This window comes from Ignavibacteria bacterium (assembly GCA_017302895.1).
GTDB lineage: Bacteria > Bacteroidota > Ignavibacteria > Ignavibacteriales > Ignavibacteriaceae > UTCHB3.
In genome coordinates this window covers 384,832-402,268 of the sequence record JAFLBV010000002.1, presented here as the reverse complement: position 1 = coordinate 402,268, position 17,437 = coordinate 384,832, and the positions used below count along the sequence as shown (strand labels likewise).

At 41.6% G+C, this 17,437-nt stretch carries 11 protein-coding genes; 8 read left to right on the top strand and 3 right to left on the bottom strand.

The window, feature by feature from the left end; translation table 11 throughout:
• Positions 1-18: 18 nt before the first annotated feature.
• The 4 genes from J0L60_09405 (at position 19) to J0L60_09390 (ending at position 3,276) form a co-directional block, all read left to right on the top strand.
• Positions 19-1,386, top strand: a complete 1,368-nt coding sequence (locus tag J0L60_09405; protein MBN8546334.1) for a DUF1446 domain-containing protein — start codon at positions 19-21, stop codon at positions 1,384-1,386.
• A 1-nt stretch (position 1,387) separates the two neighbouring features.
• A complete protein-coding gene (locus tag J0L60_09400; protein ID MBN8546333.1) occupies positions 1,388-1,705 on the top strand; it encodes a hypothetical protein in 318 nt (105 codons plus the stop codon).
• Positions 1,706-1,838: 133 nt separating this feature from the next.
• Positions 1,839-2,891 carry a peptide chain release factor 2 gene (prfB, locus tag J0L60_09395; protein ID MBN8546332.1) on the top strand — a complete coding sequence of 351 codons (1,053 nt, stop codon included), beginning with the start codon at positions 1,839-1,841 and terminating at the stop codon, positions 2,889-2,891.
• Between the two features lie 10 nt (positions 2,892-2,901).
• Positions 2,902-3,276, top strand: a complete 375-nt coding sequence (locus J0L60_09390; GenBank protein MBN8546331.1) for a cyclic nucleotide-binding domain-containing protein — start codon at positions 2,902-2,904, stop codon at positions 3,274-3,276.
• 62 nt (positions 3,277-3,338) lie between these two features.
• Here J0L60_09390 and J0L60_09385 read toward each other — a convergent pair whose 3' ends face one another.
• Positions 3,339-5,318, bottom strand: coding sequence for a 1-deoxy-D-xylulose-5-phosphate synthase (locus tag J0L60_09385; GenBank protein ID MBN8546330.1), 1,980 nt, complete (start codon positions 5,316-5,318; stop codon positions 3,339-3,341).
• A 189-nt stretch (positions 5,319-5,507) separates the two neighbouring features.
• Here J0L60_09385 and J0L60_09380 point away from each other — a divergent pair, with 189 nt between their 5' ends.
• Entirely contained in the window at positions 5,508-6,617 is a 1,110-nt protein-coding gene (locus tag J0L60_09380) for a VWA domain-containing protein (GenBank protein MBN8546329.1), read from the top strand.
• Positions 6,614-8,830: a VWA domain-containing protein gene (locus J0L60_09375; protein MBN8546328.1), complete on the top strand. Its 2,217-nt coding sequence runs from the start codon at positions 6,614-6,616 to the stop codon at positions 8,828-8,830. Before J0L60_09380 ends, J0L60_09375 begins: the two co-directional genes overlap by 4 nt.
• 24 nt (positions 8,831-8,854) lie before the next feature.
• On the opposite strand, the gene J0L60_09370 is transcribed toward J0L60_09375, so the two are convergent.
• Both J0L60_09370 and sthA read right to left on the bottom strand, forming a co-directional pair.
• The gene (locus J0L60_09370) at positions 8,855-11,962 is read right to left on the bottom strand and encodes a hypothetical protein (GenBank protein MBN8546327.1); all 3,108 of its coding nucleotides are present in this window, start codon (positions 11,960-11,962) and stop codon (positions 8,855-8,857) included.
• A gap of 1 nt (position 11,963) precedes the next feature.
• Entirely contained in the window at positions 11,964-13,337 is a 1,374-nt protein-coding gene (sthA, locus tag J0L60_09365) for a Si-specific NAD(P)(+) transhydrogenase (GenBank protein ID MBN8546326.1), read from the bottom strand.
• 125 nt (positions 13,338-13,462) lie between these two features.
• Here sthA and J0L60_09360 point away from each other — a divergent pair, with 125 nt between their 5' ends.
• Together J0L60_09360 and J0L60_09355 are read left to right on the top strand one after the other, a co-directional pair.
• Positions 13,463-15,316, top strand: a complete 1,854-nt coding sequence (locus J0L60_09360) for a family 10 glycosylhydrolase (protein ID MBN8546325.1) — start codon at positions 13,463-13,465, stop codon at positions 15,314-15,316.
• A 39-nt stretch (positions 15,317-15,355) separates the two neighbouring features.
• A complete protein-coding gene (locus tag J0L60_09355) occupies positions 15,356-17,383 on the top strand; it encodes a bifunctional 3-deoxy-7-phosphoheptulonate synthase/chorismate mutase (protein MBN8546324.1) in 2,028 nt (675 codons plus the stop codon).
• The last annotated feature ends 54 nt before the right edge of the window (positions 17,384-17,437 follow it).

Here is a 17,437-nt window from a genome sequence, read left to right as displayed (position 1 = left end):
AATGAAGTTGAAACTGAAATGAAAGAAAAAATTAAAATCGCTTCCGGGCAAGGATTTTGGGGAGACCTCATTGAGGCACCATACTGGCAGGTCACCTCGGGTGACATTGATTACCTGGTAATGGATTACCTTGCAGAAGTGACGATGTCAATTCTTCAGAAACAAAAAAACAAAGATCCCAAACTTGGATATGCAAAAGACATTCCACCTCTCATGAGGAGAATTCTTCCTGTTTGTAAAGAAAAGGGGATTAAGGTGATCACTAATGGAGGGGGAGTCAATCCTTCCGCCTGTGCAGAGGCGATTCTGAATATTGCCGGAGAATTGGGGATTGAGGGGTTAAAAGTAGCGATCATTGAAGGCGATAATATAAAAGACCGGCTTGATGAACTTTTAAGCGATGATTGTAGATTATCAAATATGGAGACAGGGGAACCAATCACAATCGTTAAAGACAGGCTCCTAAGCGCCAATGTGTATTTCGGAGCTTTCCCGATAGTTGAAGCTCTCCAAAAGGGTGCAGATATTGTGATAACGGGCAGAACCACAGATACAGGGCTTACCCTTGCTCCGATGATTTATGAGTTTGGCTGGTCGAGCGATGATTTCGACCGTCTTTCTGCCGGTACTGTTGCCGGGCACATTCTCGAATGTGGAGCTCAGGCTTCGGGTGGAAATTTTCTCGGTGACTGGGAATCGATTGAAAATATGGAAAAACCCGGTTTTCCGATAGCAGAAGCTTATCCAAACGGCGAAGTTGTGATTACCAAACACGAGTCGCTTGGCGGTGCAGTTACTATAGACACCGTTTCGGAACAACTTCTTTATGAAATCGGTGATCCGGCAGAATATATAACACCCGATTGTGTTGCTGATTTTACTACAATAAAATTGAGCGATGACGGAAAAAACAGAGTAAGAATGTCCGGGGTGAAGGGAAAACCTTTTACTCCATTCTATAAGGTTTCCTGCTCTTATGAATATGGTTATTCTTCATTTGCCTCGCTAACTTACAGTTGGCCTCAGGCTCTAACAAAAGCCAGGGCTGCAGAGAAAATACTAAAGAAAAGACTTGAAGCACTTGGGTGCGAATTTGAAGAATTCAGAACTGAATTTGTCGGGTACAATGCCTGTCACGGCAAAGCTGCCAAAGAGGTCGATGAAGAGAATATCAACGAAATTATGGTAAGATTTGCAGTCAGAGGTACCGACTACAAGTCAATTGAAAGATTTGGACAGGAAATTGCGCCCTTAATCCTAACCGGTCCACCGGCAGTTACAGGATTTGCAGGAGGGAGACCAAAACCAAGCTCTGTGGTAGCATACTGGCCTGCACTCATTAAAAAGGAACTTGTGGTTCCTGTCGTCTCAATTTTGGAGTTATGAAATGAAAATAAAATTAAGAGATATAGCTCATGGCAGAAGTGGTGACAAAGGTGATGCTGCGAATGTAGGAATAATTGCCTACGATGATAAAGGCTACGAAATCATTAAGAATCATCTCACTGCCGAGAGAGTAAAGAATTATTTCGAAGGCGTTTGTCTCGGAGAGGTCGAAAGGTACGAACTTCCAAACCTCCGGGCTTTAAATTTTATCCTTCACAATACACTTGGTGGAGGTGGTACCATTTCTCTGAAACTTGACGCCCAGGGAAAGACTCTTGCGGCAGCACTTCTGAGGATGGAAATAGAGATAATGCAGTAATGCAGTAATGCAATAATGCAGTAATATTTAAGATTTTAAGTAATTTACGGTTGACAGTTGTCGATAAAATGATTGGAGTATTTGATGTTTGATGATGAGATAAGAACGCATAAAGATTTGACTGTTCGGGTGAATAACATGCGGAGTTATCTTTAAGTTAGATGAGAAACAGTCTCGTGTTGACGAGATAAAACTCATTAGCGAGCAAAGTGATTTTTGGAATGATCAGAGAAGAGCACAGGCTCTTCTGCAGGAAGCAAAAAGGCTTACGGTATGGATCGAGTTGTGGGACGAATTGAATTCCGGCGTTGTTTCGGTTGGTGAACTAATCGAAATGGCTGCAGAAGCGGAAGATGAATCGCTTTCGGAAGACATTGGCAAAGAACTCGAAAAAATTTCCGCTAAAATCGAAGAACTCGAATTCAAAAATATGCTTTCGGGTGATGAGGATGGAAACAACTGTATTATCACAGTCCATTCAGGTGCCGGTGGTACAGAGGCGCAGGACTGGGCAGAAATGCTACTCAGGATGTATTTAAGATACTGCGATCTGAGTGGATTGAAAGCAACAATAGTTGATATCCTTGACGGTGATGGGGCAGGCATAAAAAGTGCTGAAATTGAGGTTGAAGGTGAGTTTGCTTATGGTTACCTGAAAGCCGAAGCAGGTGTTCACAGATTGGTCAGAATTTCACCTTTCGATTCAAATCAGAGGAGACACACCTCTTTCGCCGCCCTTTCAGTTATTCCTGAAGTGGACGACAGTATTCAGATTGACATCAATACGGCTGATTTGCGTATTGACACTTTCAGATCAGGCGGTAAAGGCGGACAGAATGTGAACAAAGTGGAGACGGCAGTGAGGATTACTCATATGCCTACCGGCGTTGTGGCTGCCTGTCAGAGCGAACGCTCTCAGATCCAGAACAAGACGAGAGCAATGAAACTTTTGAAATCGAAGCTCTATCAGATTGAAAAAGAAAAACTCAGCGCTGCTAAAAACGAGCTTGAGAAAAGCAAAATGAAAATTGAGTGGGGAAGTCAGATCCGGTCATATGTTTTTCATCCATACAATATGGTCAAGGATCACCGGACTGATGTGGAAACCTCCGATACCCAGGGGGTGATGGACGGAGATATTTACAAATTTATTAAAGCGTATCTGTTAAAATTTTCCGCAAATTAAAGGAACAAACATGAAAATCTTCAAAGCCGGAGAAGTAATTACCCGGGAAGGTGCAAACGACAAAGAACTTTTTATTCTTATCAATGGTAAGATTGGAGTTTTTAAAGCTGATGTGAAAGTTGCTGAATTCTCAGAAAAAGGGATGGTTATCGGAGAAATGAGCATTATTCTGAATGGATTGAGAACTGCTACGCTCATAGCAGAAGAAGAATCTGTAGTGCTGAATCTAAATCTGCCTATTGACAAACTTATAGAAAAATATCCTGACCTGGTGAAAAAGATGCTGATCAATCTGGCTGAAAGACTTCAGGTGCTTACAAAAGAGTATTACTGTCTTGCCAAGGGAATCACTCCTGACCAACTGGATACAGATTCACAAGAGTAGTGAAATTAAAAGAGGCTGCCCTTAAATGAGAGCAGCCTCTGAAATTATTTAGTGTTTATCCTCTATTGAGGAGCGTCAGCAGTATATTTTGATTGAAGCTCGGGATTCTGTTCGATGAGATCATCAATATTGCTGATTCCTGCGATTCTCTCTGCAAGAGATTTCCCGTCCATCTTGTGGTATTCGAGTACTTCAAGCGGTGTTCCGCATTCAGGGTAATCATCCAGTCCGAGTTTTATAAAGATTCTCGAGCCGAGGTCGTGTCCCGAAACGAGAGCGTTCAATAATCTGTCACCCAATCCTCCAAAATTGGAGTGATCTTCGAGGACGAAAATTTTGTTGTGATCTTCAACCAGACTTCCAATCCACTCCACATCCACTTTGTTCAACCATGGCATATTAACAACCTGCAGTCCGAATTCGATTTTACGAAGATAATCTGCGGCTACTAAAGCCTCGTGCAGCAGAACAGGACCATAAGCGAAAATAATGGCATCAGATCCATGGGTTAGAGAAACCCCTCTTCCAATCGTCAGTTTATAATTTTCAGGGAGCTTTATTACCTCTGGGGAAGGACCTATGTTCAATCTGATAACATTTACTTCATCTTCTGAATTAATGCAATATTCTGTAACGAGTTTAGTCTCGAGTGCGTTGCATGGCTGTAGAATGGTTGTGTTGGGAAGTGCGCCAAAGAGGGAAATATCACGAACACTCTGATGTGATTTTCCCGGTCCGGCAGGAATCATTCCTGCAAAGTGACAGGTATATATAATCTTTTTGTGTTCCGTGGAGTTGTTGTAAATTTGTTCATTAGCACGCGCAGAGAGGAAACTTGCGAATGTATTTACAACAGGAATAAGTCCCATACGGGCTAACCCACCTGCCATTGAAACCATGTCCTGCTCAGCAATTCCGTTTTCAATAAACCTGTCAGGATAAGTATTTTCGAATTTTCTGAGTTTACAATCCGCTGAAAGATCACCATCCAACACCACAAATTTCTTGTTGGTTTTTGCGAGTTCAACCAAAGCATCGCCATAGGCTTCGGTAACAAATTCTTTAGTTGCTTTGGAAGGAGGGGCGGAGTCGACATTTATTACCGGCAAATCGATCGGATCGAGTCCAAGCTCCGCTGCCTGAAATTCAATTCTGCTTTTGAGTTCGTTATAACCTGCCTTGAAGGTATCGTCGTCCGGAGCACCCGAGTGCCATTTATAAAATGAGTTGCCTGTTGCCGGATCGAGCACCGGAGATTCCATAAATGAGATACCCTTCCCTTTGATCGTATCAGCAATAATGAGTTTGGGCTTATCATTTATTGTATCGAGTTTCCTCAGTGTACGGTCTAATTGCGCAAAATCGTGACCGTCGATTTTTTCAACATGCCAGCCGAATGCTGAAATTTTTTCAGTCAAATCTTCGATATTGTTCACATCTTTCACAAGCATATCGGTTTGATATTTGTTGTGATCAATAATCGCAGTGACATTGTTCACTTTTTGGTGGGCAGTCGACTGGAGAGATTCATAGATTTGACCTTCCTGAAATTCACCATCACCTGTCAGCACAAAAACTTTTCCACCAGAACCGTTGTAAGCTTTCGCCCATGCCATTCCCTTTGCCTTGGATACTCCCATGCCCAAGGAACCGGTGGAAGCTTCCACACCCGTAATCCTCACTTCGGGGTGCCCGTCGAGACCGTTGAGGCGACGAAGCATTAATGCTTTTTCTTCAGGGATAACACCCAAAGCGTAAAGAAGCGAATAGAACCCTGGAACATCGTGTCCTTTTGAGGAAAAATAGATATCTCTGTCGGGTGAGTCAAACCCGGTCTCAAGTACATTCAGTTTTTTAAGGTAGAGATAAGTAATGATATCAGCTGCCGAAAAACTGCTCCCCAGGTGCCCGCTTCCGGCTTTTTTAACCATAATGAATGTGTTTAATCTGCACATATCTGCAAACAGTTGAAGATCCTTAAAATCACTCCGGTTAAGTTCTCTTACCCGGTCAAATTCCTGTTTCGGAATTAAGCTGAACATTTATTCTCCATTAAATTACTTGATTCTGAGTTTGCGCCAATCAATTAAAAAAATAATTGACAGCAACAAATTTAAAGAAATAAACTTAAATAAAGAGGCGGGATGATTTTAAGTGAGTGTTAAGTTTTTCCCGGAACATAAAATCACATAAATAGTATAAGAAAGTAGATTCAAAAAAAGGATTAAGAGATGAAAAAGTTACTAAGCGGATTTTTGATGTTTCTCATTTTAACAACAGCGATACTTCCTAATGTTGTTGATAAAAAGAAAAACACAAAAAAGATAAACATCGCTATTCTGTTGGATACAAGCAACAGTATGGATGGTTTGATTAACCAGGCGAGACAGGAATTGTGGAGGATTGTTAACGAAATGGCATCTTTGAGCAAGGATTTGCCTGATACAAAACTCGAACTGAGCATTTCACTTTTCGAATATGGTAATGATGGTTTAAAACCATCAGATCACTATATAAGAATGGTGGATTCACTCAGCCAGGATCTTGACAAGGTCTCCGAGCACCTCTTTGGGCTTGTAACCAATGGCGGGGCTGAATACTGCGGAGCTGTTATCGAGCAGGCATTACTTAAAATCAACTGGGACAGAGACAAAGATGCAGTTAATGTAATCCTGATTGCCGGTAATGAGCCCTTTAATCAGGGGATCATTGACTATAAAAATGTATGTAAAAAAGCTTCTGAAAAGGGGATTAAGGTAAACACAATTTACTGTGGAAATCCTGATAACGACGAAGCCAAATCATGGCGTGACGGTTCGACTCTTGGGAACGGCACATTTATGTTTATCGATCAGAATCTTGCAGCAGAGCAGAAACCGACCCCCTATGACAAGACAATTCTTGATCTTAACAATCAATTAAACGGTACATACCTTTATTTCTCGAAGTCAGGCAAGGAAGCAAAAATGCGTCAGGAACAGGAAGACAACAATGCCATGATGTCGGCTCCAAGCGCTGCTGTTCAAAGAGCAGGTGCCAAGGCAACCGAGTTTTACAACAATTCCAAATGGGATCTTGTTGATGCTTCCAAAGATGAAGGTTTTGATTTGAAGAAAATTGACAAAGCCGATTTACCTGAAGAGTTTAAGAATTTAACAGAAAAAGAAATTCAGGCAAAAATTGACCAGTATGACAAGGATCGGGATAAGATCAAAGCTGAAATCAAAAAATATGAGAAATTAAGAAACGATTTCCTAGCAAAAAATGACGATCCTTCTTCCAAAAACACTTTTGGAAGTGCCCTGATTCAGTCAATTAAAACAGAGTTGAAACTAAAATGAAATCCGCAGTCAAGTTCCTCATCATTTTAATGTTAGCCGTTCCGCAGATTTTTGCGGACGGCTTCATTATCATACCGGATCCGCCGTACCCGGGTCCGAGACCACATCCGGGGTGGAGAGACCCGTTTCCACTCGAAGTGAAATATCACGATGTAAATGTGACGATTGATGGTTTTACTGCCAAAACAAAGATCGATCAGGTCTTTTTCAATCCGTTAAATCAGCGGCTCGAAGGTCAGTATATTTTTCCAATACCCGAGGGTGCGGTTATTACCGGATTCAAAATGTTTATAAACGGGAAAGAGTACAAAGCAGAACTTCTTGACGCTGAAAAAGCAAAGAAACTTTATCAGGAGATAGTATCCAAAAGTAAAGATCCGGCGCTTCTTGAATATTCAGGAAAAAATATTTATACACTAAAAATATTCCCTATCGAGCCAAGATCCGAGAGAAAAATTGAGATTGAATATTTTCAGACTCTCGAATACGACGGGGGGACCTACAAATATCTCTATCCTCTGAATACCGAGAAATTTTCTTCAAAAGCACTCGAAAAAGTTTCTGTTGCTGTAGATATAAAGAACAAAAATAAAATCAACGGCATTTACTCACCTACTCACGAAACCAAAAGTGAGCGATTGGATGACAACCATTTTAAATCTGTTTACAGTGAAATTAATGTAAAACCTGACAAAGATTATCTTCTTGTGATTCATACAGTTCCGAAAGGAAGTGTGATCGATTTAATGACATATAACTCCTCTGACAAAGAGAAATTCTTCCTCTTGAATTTTTCAGTTGATGAATCTGAATTTCCTGCTGAGTATGTTCCCAAGGATGTTGTATTTGTTTTGGACATTTCAGGCAGTATGGCAGGTGAAAAAATGACGGCTGCGCAATCCGCTCTTGTCTATTGTGTAAACAGATTAAGAGAGAAGGACAATTTCCAGATTATTAAATTTGGAACTGAAGCCGAAAAGGTGTTCTCCTCCTTCATGAAAGCCGATAAGAAAAATAAAGAGTCTGCCGAGCAAAAGATAAAGAAAATGGAAGCACTTGGCGGTACCAATATCGAGGAGGCTCTCAAACTTGCTTTAAAGGAGAAAGGGGAGAAAGATCGACCTTTTTATGTTGTTTTCATCACTGACGGCAAACCTACAATCGGTGAAAGAGATGATATTAAACTGGTTGCCGGACTTGATTCTTCCCTGATCGCCGGTAAAAGAATCTTCACTTTCGGTATCGGATACGATATCAATATTCATCTGCTCGATAAAATTGCCCTCAAAACAGGCGGTGTAAGAAATTACTCGCCGCCAAACAGTGAAATTGAAGTGAATATCAGTAGTTTCTTTGAAAAAATTGAATTTCCAATTTTGACTGATGTAACCGTCAGTACTTCGGGAAACATTAAATTCAGCAAATCGTATCCAAATACAAAAATCGACATATTCAAAGGCGGAGTTTTGACTCTTGCAGGAATTATCGAAGAAGGAAGTTCCGGCAAAATAATCATTAAAGGAAAACGGAACGGTAAAGAAGTAAAGTTTGAAAAGGATGTTACGATTTCAGATGGTGACTCCTACACATTCATTCCGGTTATCTGGTCAATGAGGCGCGTAGGACATCTGCTGGATTTGATAAGGCTGAACGGTGAATCGAAAGAACTGATCGACGAGGTAGTTTATCTTGCCAAAAAATACGGTCTGATAACACCTTACACCGCATATTTAATTCTCGAGGATGAACAACTTACCGGTACCCCAAGACCCCCGCTTGCACCAAATCTTAAAGATGCAGGAGGATTTCCAGAGGCAAATCCCCAGGTTTTCAAAGATGAATTTGATGGAATGAAAAACAAGGAGGGGAAGGGAAGTACGACAGCCAGTGAGACTATAAGAGACTATTCAGGTGCTGACCAGGTGAACCACCGTGATTATGAAAAGCGGAATGTCGACAAGGATAACAAATCGGGACAATACCAAACCATTAATCTTACAGATGCAGCAGGTAGGGCTTTCTATGAAAATAATGGAATCTGGATTGACTCGAAGCTTGAAAAACAGGGGAACATGAAGCTGAAGAAAATTAAATTCGAATCAAGCGAATATTTTGAACTTGCCTTTTCTGACAAAGAAGCCGCCCAGGTTCTTTCACTCGGCAGGAATGTAAGATTTGCATACAAAGGTGAAATAATAGAAGTTATAAACTAATAAGCAGATAACCTGATCCCAAGGCTAAACCGGCAGAGTGAAAGTGAATGTGCTTCCTTCTGCCGGTTTGCTTTTTACGGAGATGTTCCCACCGTGTTTTTCTACTAATTCCTTGCAAAGAATAAGACCCAGACCGGTTCCCCGTTCCTGTTGAGTTCCGCTTGTTGTGAAATGAAGATCGTTTCTGAAAAGTTTATTAAGTGTTTCCTCATTCATACCAACACCCTGATCGACGACATTAATTTTAATCAGCGGACCTTCAGTTACTGCGGAAATCAATATTTCCTTTCCCGGAATAGAGAACTTTATGGCATTCACGAGCAAATTTCTCAAAATTGTCTCAAGAGCATTCGGGTCCGCATTAACCATCAGATCGGGTTGAAGTTCTGTACGGATCGTAAGCTGTTTGTCAAAAGCTGTATCTGTCGCCAGATCAGCAACCTTTTTGACAATCGGGAGGAGTAAAATCCCTGATTTAGTGATCGACAGACTGCCGGATTGTGCTCTGCTCCAGCCCAGGAGGTTTTCAAGAAGTTCATATGTTCTCTTGGAAGTACTGTAAATTCTGGTTACAAAATCCTTCACTTCCACATTTGTCATATCTTCGAGGTCATCCTTCAAAATCTCAGAGAATCCCATGATTGTAGTAAAGGGATTCTTCAAATCATGTGAGATGATAGAGAACATTTTATCTTTTGTTGCGTTTATGTCCCGTAAGTCCGTTAATAGAACTTCCAAGGCCTTGTTTTTTGAAACGACTTCATTTTGGCTTTTCTCAAGTTCAGCATTTTTGCTCGAGAGTTCTGAGGTTCTCTCACTGACGGTCTTCTCAAGCAGCAGGTTTTCCTTTTGCAGGTTCCTTGCATAAATTCTTGCTATCGTGTAGACTATAACGGTCATGAGTAAAACCCATAAGAGTATCACCCACCATCTTTTATACCAGTAAGGTACAATTGTGAATTCCAGCGAACTGACCTCACTCCACGAGTGGTTACCATGCTGACGGGTTCGGACTTCAACTTTGAAGCTTCCTGATCCAATTCCTTCCAAAGGAATTATATTGCCATCTGACAGATTTATCCACTCGTCTTTTTCCGAGAACCTGTATTGATAGAGTATAGATCTTGTAGGATAAGTAAAATTCAGAGCTTTAATAAACCAGTTCTCTCCTTCAAGAATCTCGATGGATTTGTCATACTGAGAAAAACTCACATCGTTTTTCTTGTTCGCAAGAATCAGTTTGGCTGCGTCGGAAATTTCAATTTTAAAGACTCCCCGCATCAGTGCGACACCTTCTGCCGTACCAACCCAAATATTTCCAGAAGGATCAATTGTGAGGGTTCTGCTTCCGATGGTTTTGCTCGGCAAGCCTGAGATAACATCAAAATGTGATATACTTTGTCCGTCAAACCGGTAGAGTCCGTCTGAAGTACCAATCCAATAGTTGAAATTAACATTATCGACCGAGACGGATCTCACATTAACACGGTTAAATGATCGGTCAAGGAGAGTAGCCTTTCCCCCGGCAATAACAAAGACACCTTTTGAGGTAGCAATAACCGGATTGTTTGCCCGGTCAAAATCCATGTCATTAACAGTAATTTCACCATTAATTGACAAATCCGATGAAATTTTCATCGGTTCGAACTTTTCCTTTTTTGGATCAAGTTTTATCAATTCAATCTTTGAAGCAGTACCGGCGGCAAAAACCTCATTTTTCTGGTTCGAGAAAATTATACTGTATGCATCGATGGGACAATGTGACACATCGTACCGTTTCACTGACATATCGGATTTCAAATTTATTATCTCTTTTGCACCTTCCTCAATCATCCACAGATCATCAGAAACGCCATAAGAGAGATATCTAAAGAATTTACCTTTTCTCTCTATCCTGATCGTTGTACGGTTGCCGTTGTCATCCAGATACACAAGCTCACCGTTTGAAAGGGAAGCAAGTACCCCGTCTTTAAATCTACATATGCTAATGATTACATTATCAGGAACGGTCAGAACGATCTTGTAAGTAATATTTGAGCCATTTATAACTATTTCGTACAGGGTGTTTCCGTCTGAAACAAAAGCCTTGTTGTCTTTAATTGTGATAATATCCTGAATATACTGCTTTATCACTGAGGGAAGAACCGGGTTAAACAGCCTGTAATTTAAGAGGATTAGTCCGCTCTCCGAGCACAACCAGATATCATCGTCTTTTGCCAGAAACAGAGTGTTAATCTTTATTTCCCCGACTTCGACAAGGTGCTGCAAGTTGGAAATTTCTTTATCAATTTTAAATGAGTAGACACCCCTGTCCCAGGTTCCTGCCAAAACAAGGCCGTTCTTTAAGAGAAAACTTGAGATGTTCAGTTCGGGGAAATATTTTTTTGAAGAGGCAATTTTAAATTCGTTATTTTTTTCCCTGACAAGTTGGACTTCGGTTACTCCGAGATTGTTACCGGCCAAAAATTTGAGATTCCCAAGGTATTTTATGGCAGCGATGTTACTCGTGTTATTTAGTCTGCCGGCAAGGATGAGTCTGTCATTCCTGAAGTCAAACCGGAAAATACCACCATTATGGGCAACAATAAACAATTCACCTGCTTCTGTTTCGAAGAAGTGGTGAGCCCGCAGGAAATTGTACGAGAAATCTGCTTTGTCGAGTGGATATTTTTTCAGGTTACCGTCTTTGATTCGTATGATTGATCCTTGTTCGCCGACAAAAATGGTACCATCCTTAGCCTCAAATATACTTTTAGGATACCAGATAGTAGAGCGGCTGAATTCCCGTGAGCCTTTTGAAATCATTTTAACAATAGCTGAATCGAGTCTTGGAGTAACTTCAAAGATACCAAGATCTGAAACCGCCAGCAGATTTCCGTTCTTTCGCCTTATAATCTCTTTAGAAAATGCAATTTCCGGAATTGTGTTGAATGATTTAAATGAATATCCATCGAACCTGCTTAATCCTTCATCAGTTGCAACCCAGATAAAGCCGAAAGTGTCCTGAGTGACCGATTTTGTTAATTCAATACTCAACCCGTCCCTGATACCATACTTATGTACCTCGAATTGTTGGGCAACCGACAATACTGTAGTTAAAGTAAAAAACAGGAGAATACGCAGCGAAAACAAATTATCTAACCCTGTTCAGGCCGTTAAGGGCGGCAACTCTGTAAGCTTCAGCCATCGTCGGATAGTTGAAGGTGGTGTTAATAAAGTACATAAGAGAGTTTGCCTCTCCTTTTTGGACCATAATAGCCTGACCGATATGAATTATCTCGCTTGCGTTTGTTCCGAAGCAATGAATCCCGAGGATTTCGAGAGTCTCGCGGTGGAACAGGATTTTAAGCATACCTGTTTTGTGTCCGGTTATCTGCGCACGAGCGAGGTGTCTGAAAAATGAATGCCCTACTTCATAGGGTACCTTGTCGCGGGTAAGTTCTCTTTCAGTTCTCCCGATCGAACTGATTTCGGGGATTGTGTAGATTCCTGTCGGGATAAAATTCAATAACTGATTTTCACATTTTCCTTCAATAATGTGAGTTGCTGCGAACCGCCCCTGATCGTATGCAGCACTTGCAAGCGAAGGGTAACCGCATATATCACCAACTGCGTAAATATGGGGGTGGATGGTCTGGTGTTTATCATTTATAACAATTGAACCTCTCGAATCAGTCTCGATGCCAAGTTTATTGACCTCGAGCGATTGTGAGTTCCCGGTCCTGCCCTGAGCCCAGAGCAATACATCCGAATTTATTACTTTATTCGATTCCAGATGTATGGAGACGGAATCCTCTTCGGGTACAACTTTTACATACTCTTCCTTGTTTCTGATGAGTACACCATTTTCCCGCAGGTGATACGAAAGAGCGTCGCTTATTTCATCATCCAAAAATGTAAGTAAGCGATCTCTTGTATTGATAAGATTTACTTTAATAGAAAGACCTCTGAAGATCGAAGCGTACTCACACCCTATTACTCCTGCCCCATAAATCGCAATTGAGCGGAAATTCAACGGAGTGGTGAGGATTGTGTCACTGTCGAGAACTCTGGGATGAGAAAAATCCACATCATCCGGGTGATATGGTCTGGAACCGGTTGCAATAATAAAATATTCTGCGGTGTAGCGTTCGAATCCACCGTTACCAAGTTCGATATCAAGTGTGTGTGCATCCGCAAATTTAGCCCATCCGTTTATCACATCAACATAATTCCGTCTGTAGAAGCCGTATCGGAGATCAACCTGCTGATCGACAACCCGCTGGGTATTCCTTAACACTTCCTGATAAGTGATTCCTGCGGTTCTACCGATTTCAGCAATTCTTTGAATTTCCTGTCTCAAACTTTTACTTGGAATTGTACCTGTATGAGTACAACTGCCGCCGACTCGTGGGAAAGAATCGACCATAGCGACCCTTTTTCCTGCTTTCACGAGTTTCATTGCGGCACCCTCACCTCCGGGACCGCTGCCTATTACAATACAATCAAAGTCGAATTTTGGGGGCATTTGCGTTTCGTCTGCTAATAAAAATTTCTGTATTTTTGTAAATTAATATATAAATAGATTACCTTTTAATGTCACAATATTTGAATCAGCACTTAAAATTTACTAAAATATTACTAATTCTTTCTATGATGCTGTTAGCATCTTCGAAGTGTCAGGCTCAGACCAATGAATTTCGCGGGGTGAAATTGACGGATATCGACAGTCAGGTACTGTTTTCCGAAAAGTCCATTTCAGAAGCAATGGATTTTTTAGCCTCCTTCAACATCAATTCTGTAATTCCGGTCGTTTGGAATGGTGGATACACCCAGTATCCGAGCCGGATAACAGACTCTTTGTTCGGTTTTTTAATTGATCCGGTGTTTGGAGGCAGGGACCCCCTTGAGACGGTGGTAATTGAAGCACACAGAGTGGGAATTGAAGTGTATCCCTGGTTTGAGTACGGTTTTTCATCCTTCTATTCAGGGGGAACACCACCCTACGGAGGGCATATACTTCAGCGATATCCTCAATGGGCTGCCCGGCATGTTAACGGTGACATCTGCGTAAAAAACGGATTTGACTGGATGTCAGGCATAAATCCTGAAGTGCAGAACATGATTATTGGTCTGACCAGGGAGGTGATGAATAAATATGATATTGACGGTATCGAGTATTCTGACAGAATGCCGGCACTTCCCGTTGAGTGTGGTTATGATTCTGTAACCGTGGCTCTCTATAAACTTGACCATAACGGTGCTTCACCCCCATCAAATTACAATGATTTAGCCTGGAAGAGGTGGCGAGCTGATAAGTTGAATGACTTTTATCGAAGGGTAAGAGACAGTATAAAAAACAGTGACAGTCATATTTTTGTGGCTTCCTCGCCAAGTCTTTATCCCTGGGCATATGAAGAGTATCTTCAGGATTCAAAGACCTGGGTAAACAGCGGTATAGTAGATCAGTTCCTGCCGCAGCTTTATCGTTACAGTTTTATGGAATACCTCTACGAACTTAACAATTCCTTGTTTCATATCGATCCATCAAAAAAAGGAATTACCTTTGCCGGTATTCTCATGAATATAGGCAGTTATACCATCGATCCACAATTTCTTCTTCAATCGCTTCAACTGAACCGGCAGAATGGTGTCATGGGAGAGGGGTTCTTTTTTTATGAAGGGTTGAGGAGAAACAATAACCGCCTTGCTGACACACTTAGAGCGACATATTACAAAAATCCCGCTGGAATGCCCGGGCGACAATTTAACAGAAGACCCAAGGGCTTGGTGATCAATGAAGATTCACTAAATGTGGTAAAAACCGGTCAGTGGGATAACCTGCCCGTTCCGGGTTTTCGAGGTGGAATTACAAGAACAGGGACCTCGCAACCTTCAAAACTTGAGTACCACTACGATATTCCTTCTGAGGCTTGGTACAATCTCTATGTTTATCTGATTCCGTCATTTTCTTTTTCGAATCAGGTGAAATACACAATTTCCGCAAAAAATGGTGATTCCACCATCATTGTTAATCAACAAAGCCCCGGTAAGCAGGGCTGGTACCATCTCGGCAGCTTTCAGTTGCCACAGGGATATCACAAAGTAATTGAATTGAGCAATGACGGGGTGGCACCAGGCAAGTATGTGATGTCAGATGCCGGCATGGCTTTGATCGACAGAAAAAAGTCACCCGATGTGGTTGTCACAACGATAAAGGATGAAACGGTTTCTTCAAATCCTGAAAACAGTCTCATACTTAAAAACTATCCAAACCCTTTTAATCCCGTAACAGTGATAAGTTATACCACCAATGAGACAGCCCTGGTTAAGATATTTATTTACAATCAGTTGGGTGAATTGATTTCAACTCACAATGCCGGTGAATTACCACCCGGTTTACATGAATGGAAATGGGATGCATCAGGTTATGCGAGTGGAGCATACTACATCAGAGTGGAGACAGGGAAGTCTGATGGAGTGATCAAAACGCTTTTAATCAAATAAAAATTTTAATTTAACAATTAAGAACAGATTCCGGAAAAAATGAACGACCTTAGAGATTTAATTAATGCGTTGGATGAAGAACTCATAGCTCTCCTCGTGAAAAGAAGAGGTTTGAGTATGGAAGTTGTGAAACGAAAAGACCGTGAAGGTTATCCGTTACGGGATACAACCCGGGAAAAAGAATTGCTTCAAAAGCTTATTAAATCCGGTAAAAAAGCCGGATTGGAGCCGACTTTTGTGACCCGGATTTTTCATGAAATAATTGATGATTCTGTCAGGCTGCAACAGTCATATTTACACAGACTCGGCGAAAATGGTGGTGAATCGGGTGGAAGCATCCGTGTAGCCATACAGGGGATAGAAGGCTCCTTCAGTTCATTGGCAGCAGCAAGATTCTTTGCCAATCGGGGTGTCAATATTGGTTTTATAAGTAAAATGACGTTTGAAGAGGTAGTGAAGGCTGTCGAAGATCAGGAGGCCGACTATGCAATGTTACCCGTTGAGAACACTACTTCGGGGAACATAAATGATGTTTACGATGCGCTTGTGAAATCTTCTGTTGCCATAATTGGTGAAGAGAAATTGCGGGTCAAGCAGAATCTGATCGGTATTGCCAATGTAGATCCTTTGACCATAAAGAAGATATTTTCGCATCCACAGGCAGCCGCTCAATGCAGTAAATTTCTTGAGACCATGCCAAATGCGAAAATTGAGGAAGTAAGCGATACCGCTCTGTCAGTTCAGAAGGTGAGAGACTCAGGAAATCTTGAATATGCGGCAATTGCAAGCGAACAAGCGGCTTCAACCTTTGGAATGACTGTTATCAGAGAGGATATCGCCAATAACAAAGAGAATTTTACACGTTTTGTAATAGCGTCAAAGAAACCGGTGTCTGTTGATCTGAGGATTCCGGCAAAAACATCTGTTGTTCTTTCGACGGCTCAGAAACCGGGTGCACTGGTCGAGGCGTTGATGGTATTTAACAAATTTGGTGTTAACATGACCAAAATTCAATCGCGGCCTGTTGCAGGAAATCCATGGGAGGAGATGTTTTACATCGACTTCGAAGGTAATATCGAGGATGACAAAGTCAACTTGATGATTGATGAACTTGGGAAAAACACCCGCTATTTCAAGGTATTCGGAAGCTATCCTGCCAATGATATTGAAAAAACTTCAGTGAAAACTGAATTACCCCGTTTCATTGAAAATGATGAACCTGCCGGAGAAATAATCCCTGAAATCAAACCTCCGGCAAAAGTAAAGACAAAATCATCACCTTACCGGCTCGCCGGCAGAGACTACAAATCCGAAGACACAGTCATAAAAGTTAAAGATGTATTGATCGGTGGTGATAACTTTGTTGTGATCGGTGGTCCCTGTTCTGTGGAGTCAGAAACACAAATTTTTGAGTGTGCCAGGGAATTGAAGCAAACTAACGCTCACATCCTCCGTGGTGGTTGCTTCAAGCCCAGAACCAATCCGTATGCATTTATGGGATTGGGTTATGAAGGACTAAAATTTCTGACAGACGCAGGCAAGTTTTATGATCTCCCCGTGATTACTGAGGTGCTTTCGATAAATCAGGTGGAAGAAGTAGCGAAATATTCTGATATTCTTCAAATCGGGGCAAGAAACATGCAGAATTTCTCACTTCTGATCGAAGTGGGGAAGACACACAGACCTGTTTTGCTAAAGAGGGGTCTGATGTCCTCCATTGAAGAGTTGTTGAGTGCTGCCGAATATATACTCGCTCAGGGGAACCGTCAGGTAATTCTTTGCGAAAGAGGGATACGGACATTTGAGACGGCCACGAGAAATACTTTGGATCTGAGCGCCATTCCAGTTTTGAAGGAGCTGACACATCTGCCTGTTATAGTAGACCCCTCACACGCAGTGGGTCACAGAGACAAAGTAATCCCTCTGGCGAAAGCCGCAAAAGTTGTCGGTGCTCACGGTGTTATGGTCGAGTTTCATCCCGATCCCGATAAAGCTCTCAGCGATGCTCAGCAATCGATGAGCTTTAGTCAGTTTGATGATATGATGACTGAGTTGAGTAAAATATAGAGAATCATTGGAATTTATTGTTTCGGGTAAATGTTATCTGTATAAAAACGGATA

Coding starts and splice junctions, on each gene's coding strand:
- sthA (MBN8546326.1), bottom strand. CDS start 13,337: ATGCCCCCAAAATTCGACTTTGATTGTATTGTAATAGGCAGCGGTCCC.
- J0L60_09355 (MBN8546324.1), top strand. CDS start 15,356: ATGAACGACCTTAGAGATTTAATTAATGCGTTGGATGAAGAACTCATA.
- J0L60_09375 (MBN8546328.1), top strand. CDS start 6,614: ATGAAATCCGCAGTCAAGTTCCTCATCATTTTAATGTTAGCCGTTCCG.
- J0L60_09385 (MBN8546330.1), bottom strand. CDS start 5,318: ATGTTCAGCTTAATTCCGAAACAGGAATTTGACCGGGTAAGAGAACTT.
- J0L60_09405 (MBN8546334.1), top strand. CDS start 19: ATGAAAGAAAAAATTAAAATCGCTTCCGGGCAAGGATTTTGGGGAGAC.
- J0L60_09390 (MBN8546331.1), top strand. CDS start 2,902: ATGAAAATCTTCAAAGCCGGAGAAGTAATTACCCGGGAAGGTGCAAAC.
- J0L60_09400 (MBN8546333.1), top strand. CDS start 1,388: ATGAAAATAAAATTAAGAGATATAGCTCATGGCAGAAGTGGTGACAAA.
- J0L60_09360 (MBN8546325.1), top strand. CDS start 13,463: ATGATGCTGTTAGCATCTTCGAAGTGTCAGGCTCAGACCAATGAATTT.
- J0L60_09380 (MBN8546329.1), top strand. CDS start 5,508: ATGAAAAAGTTACTAAGCGGATTTTTGATGTTTCTCATTTTAACAACA.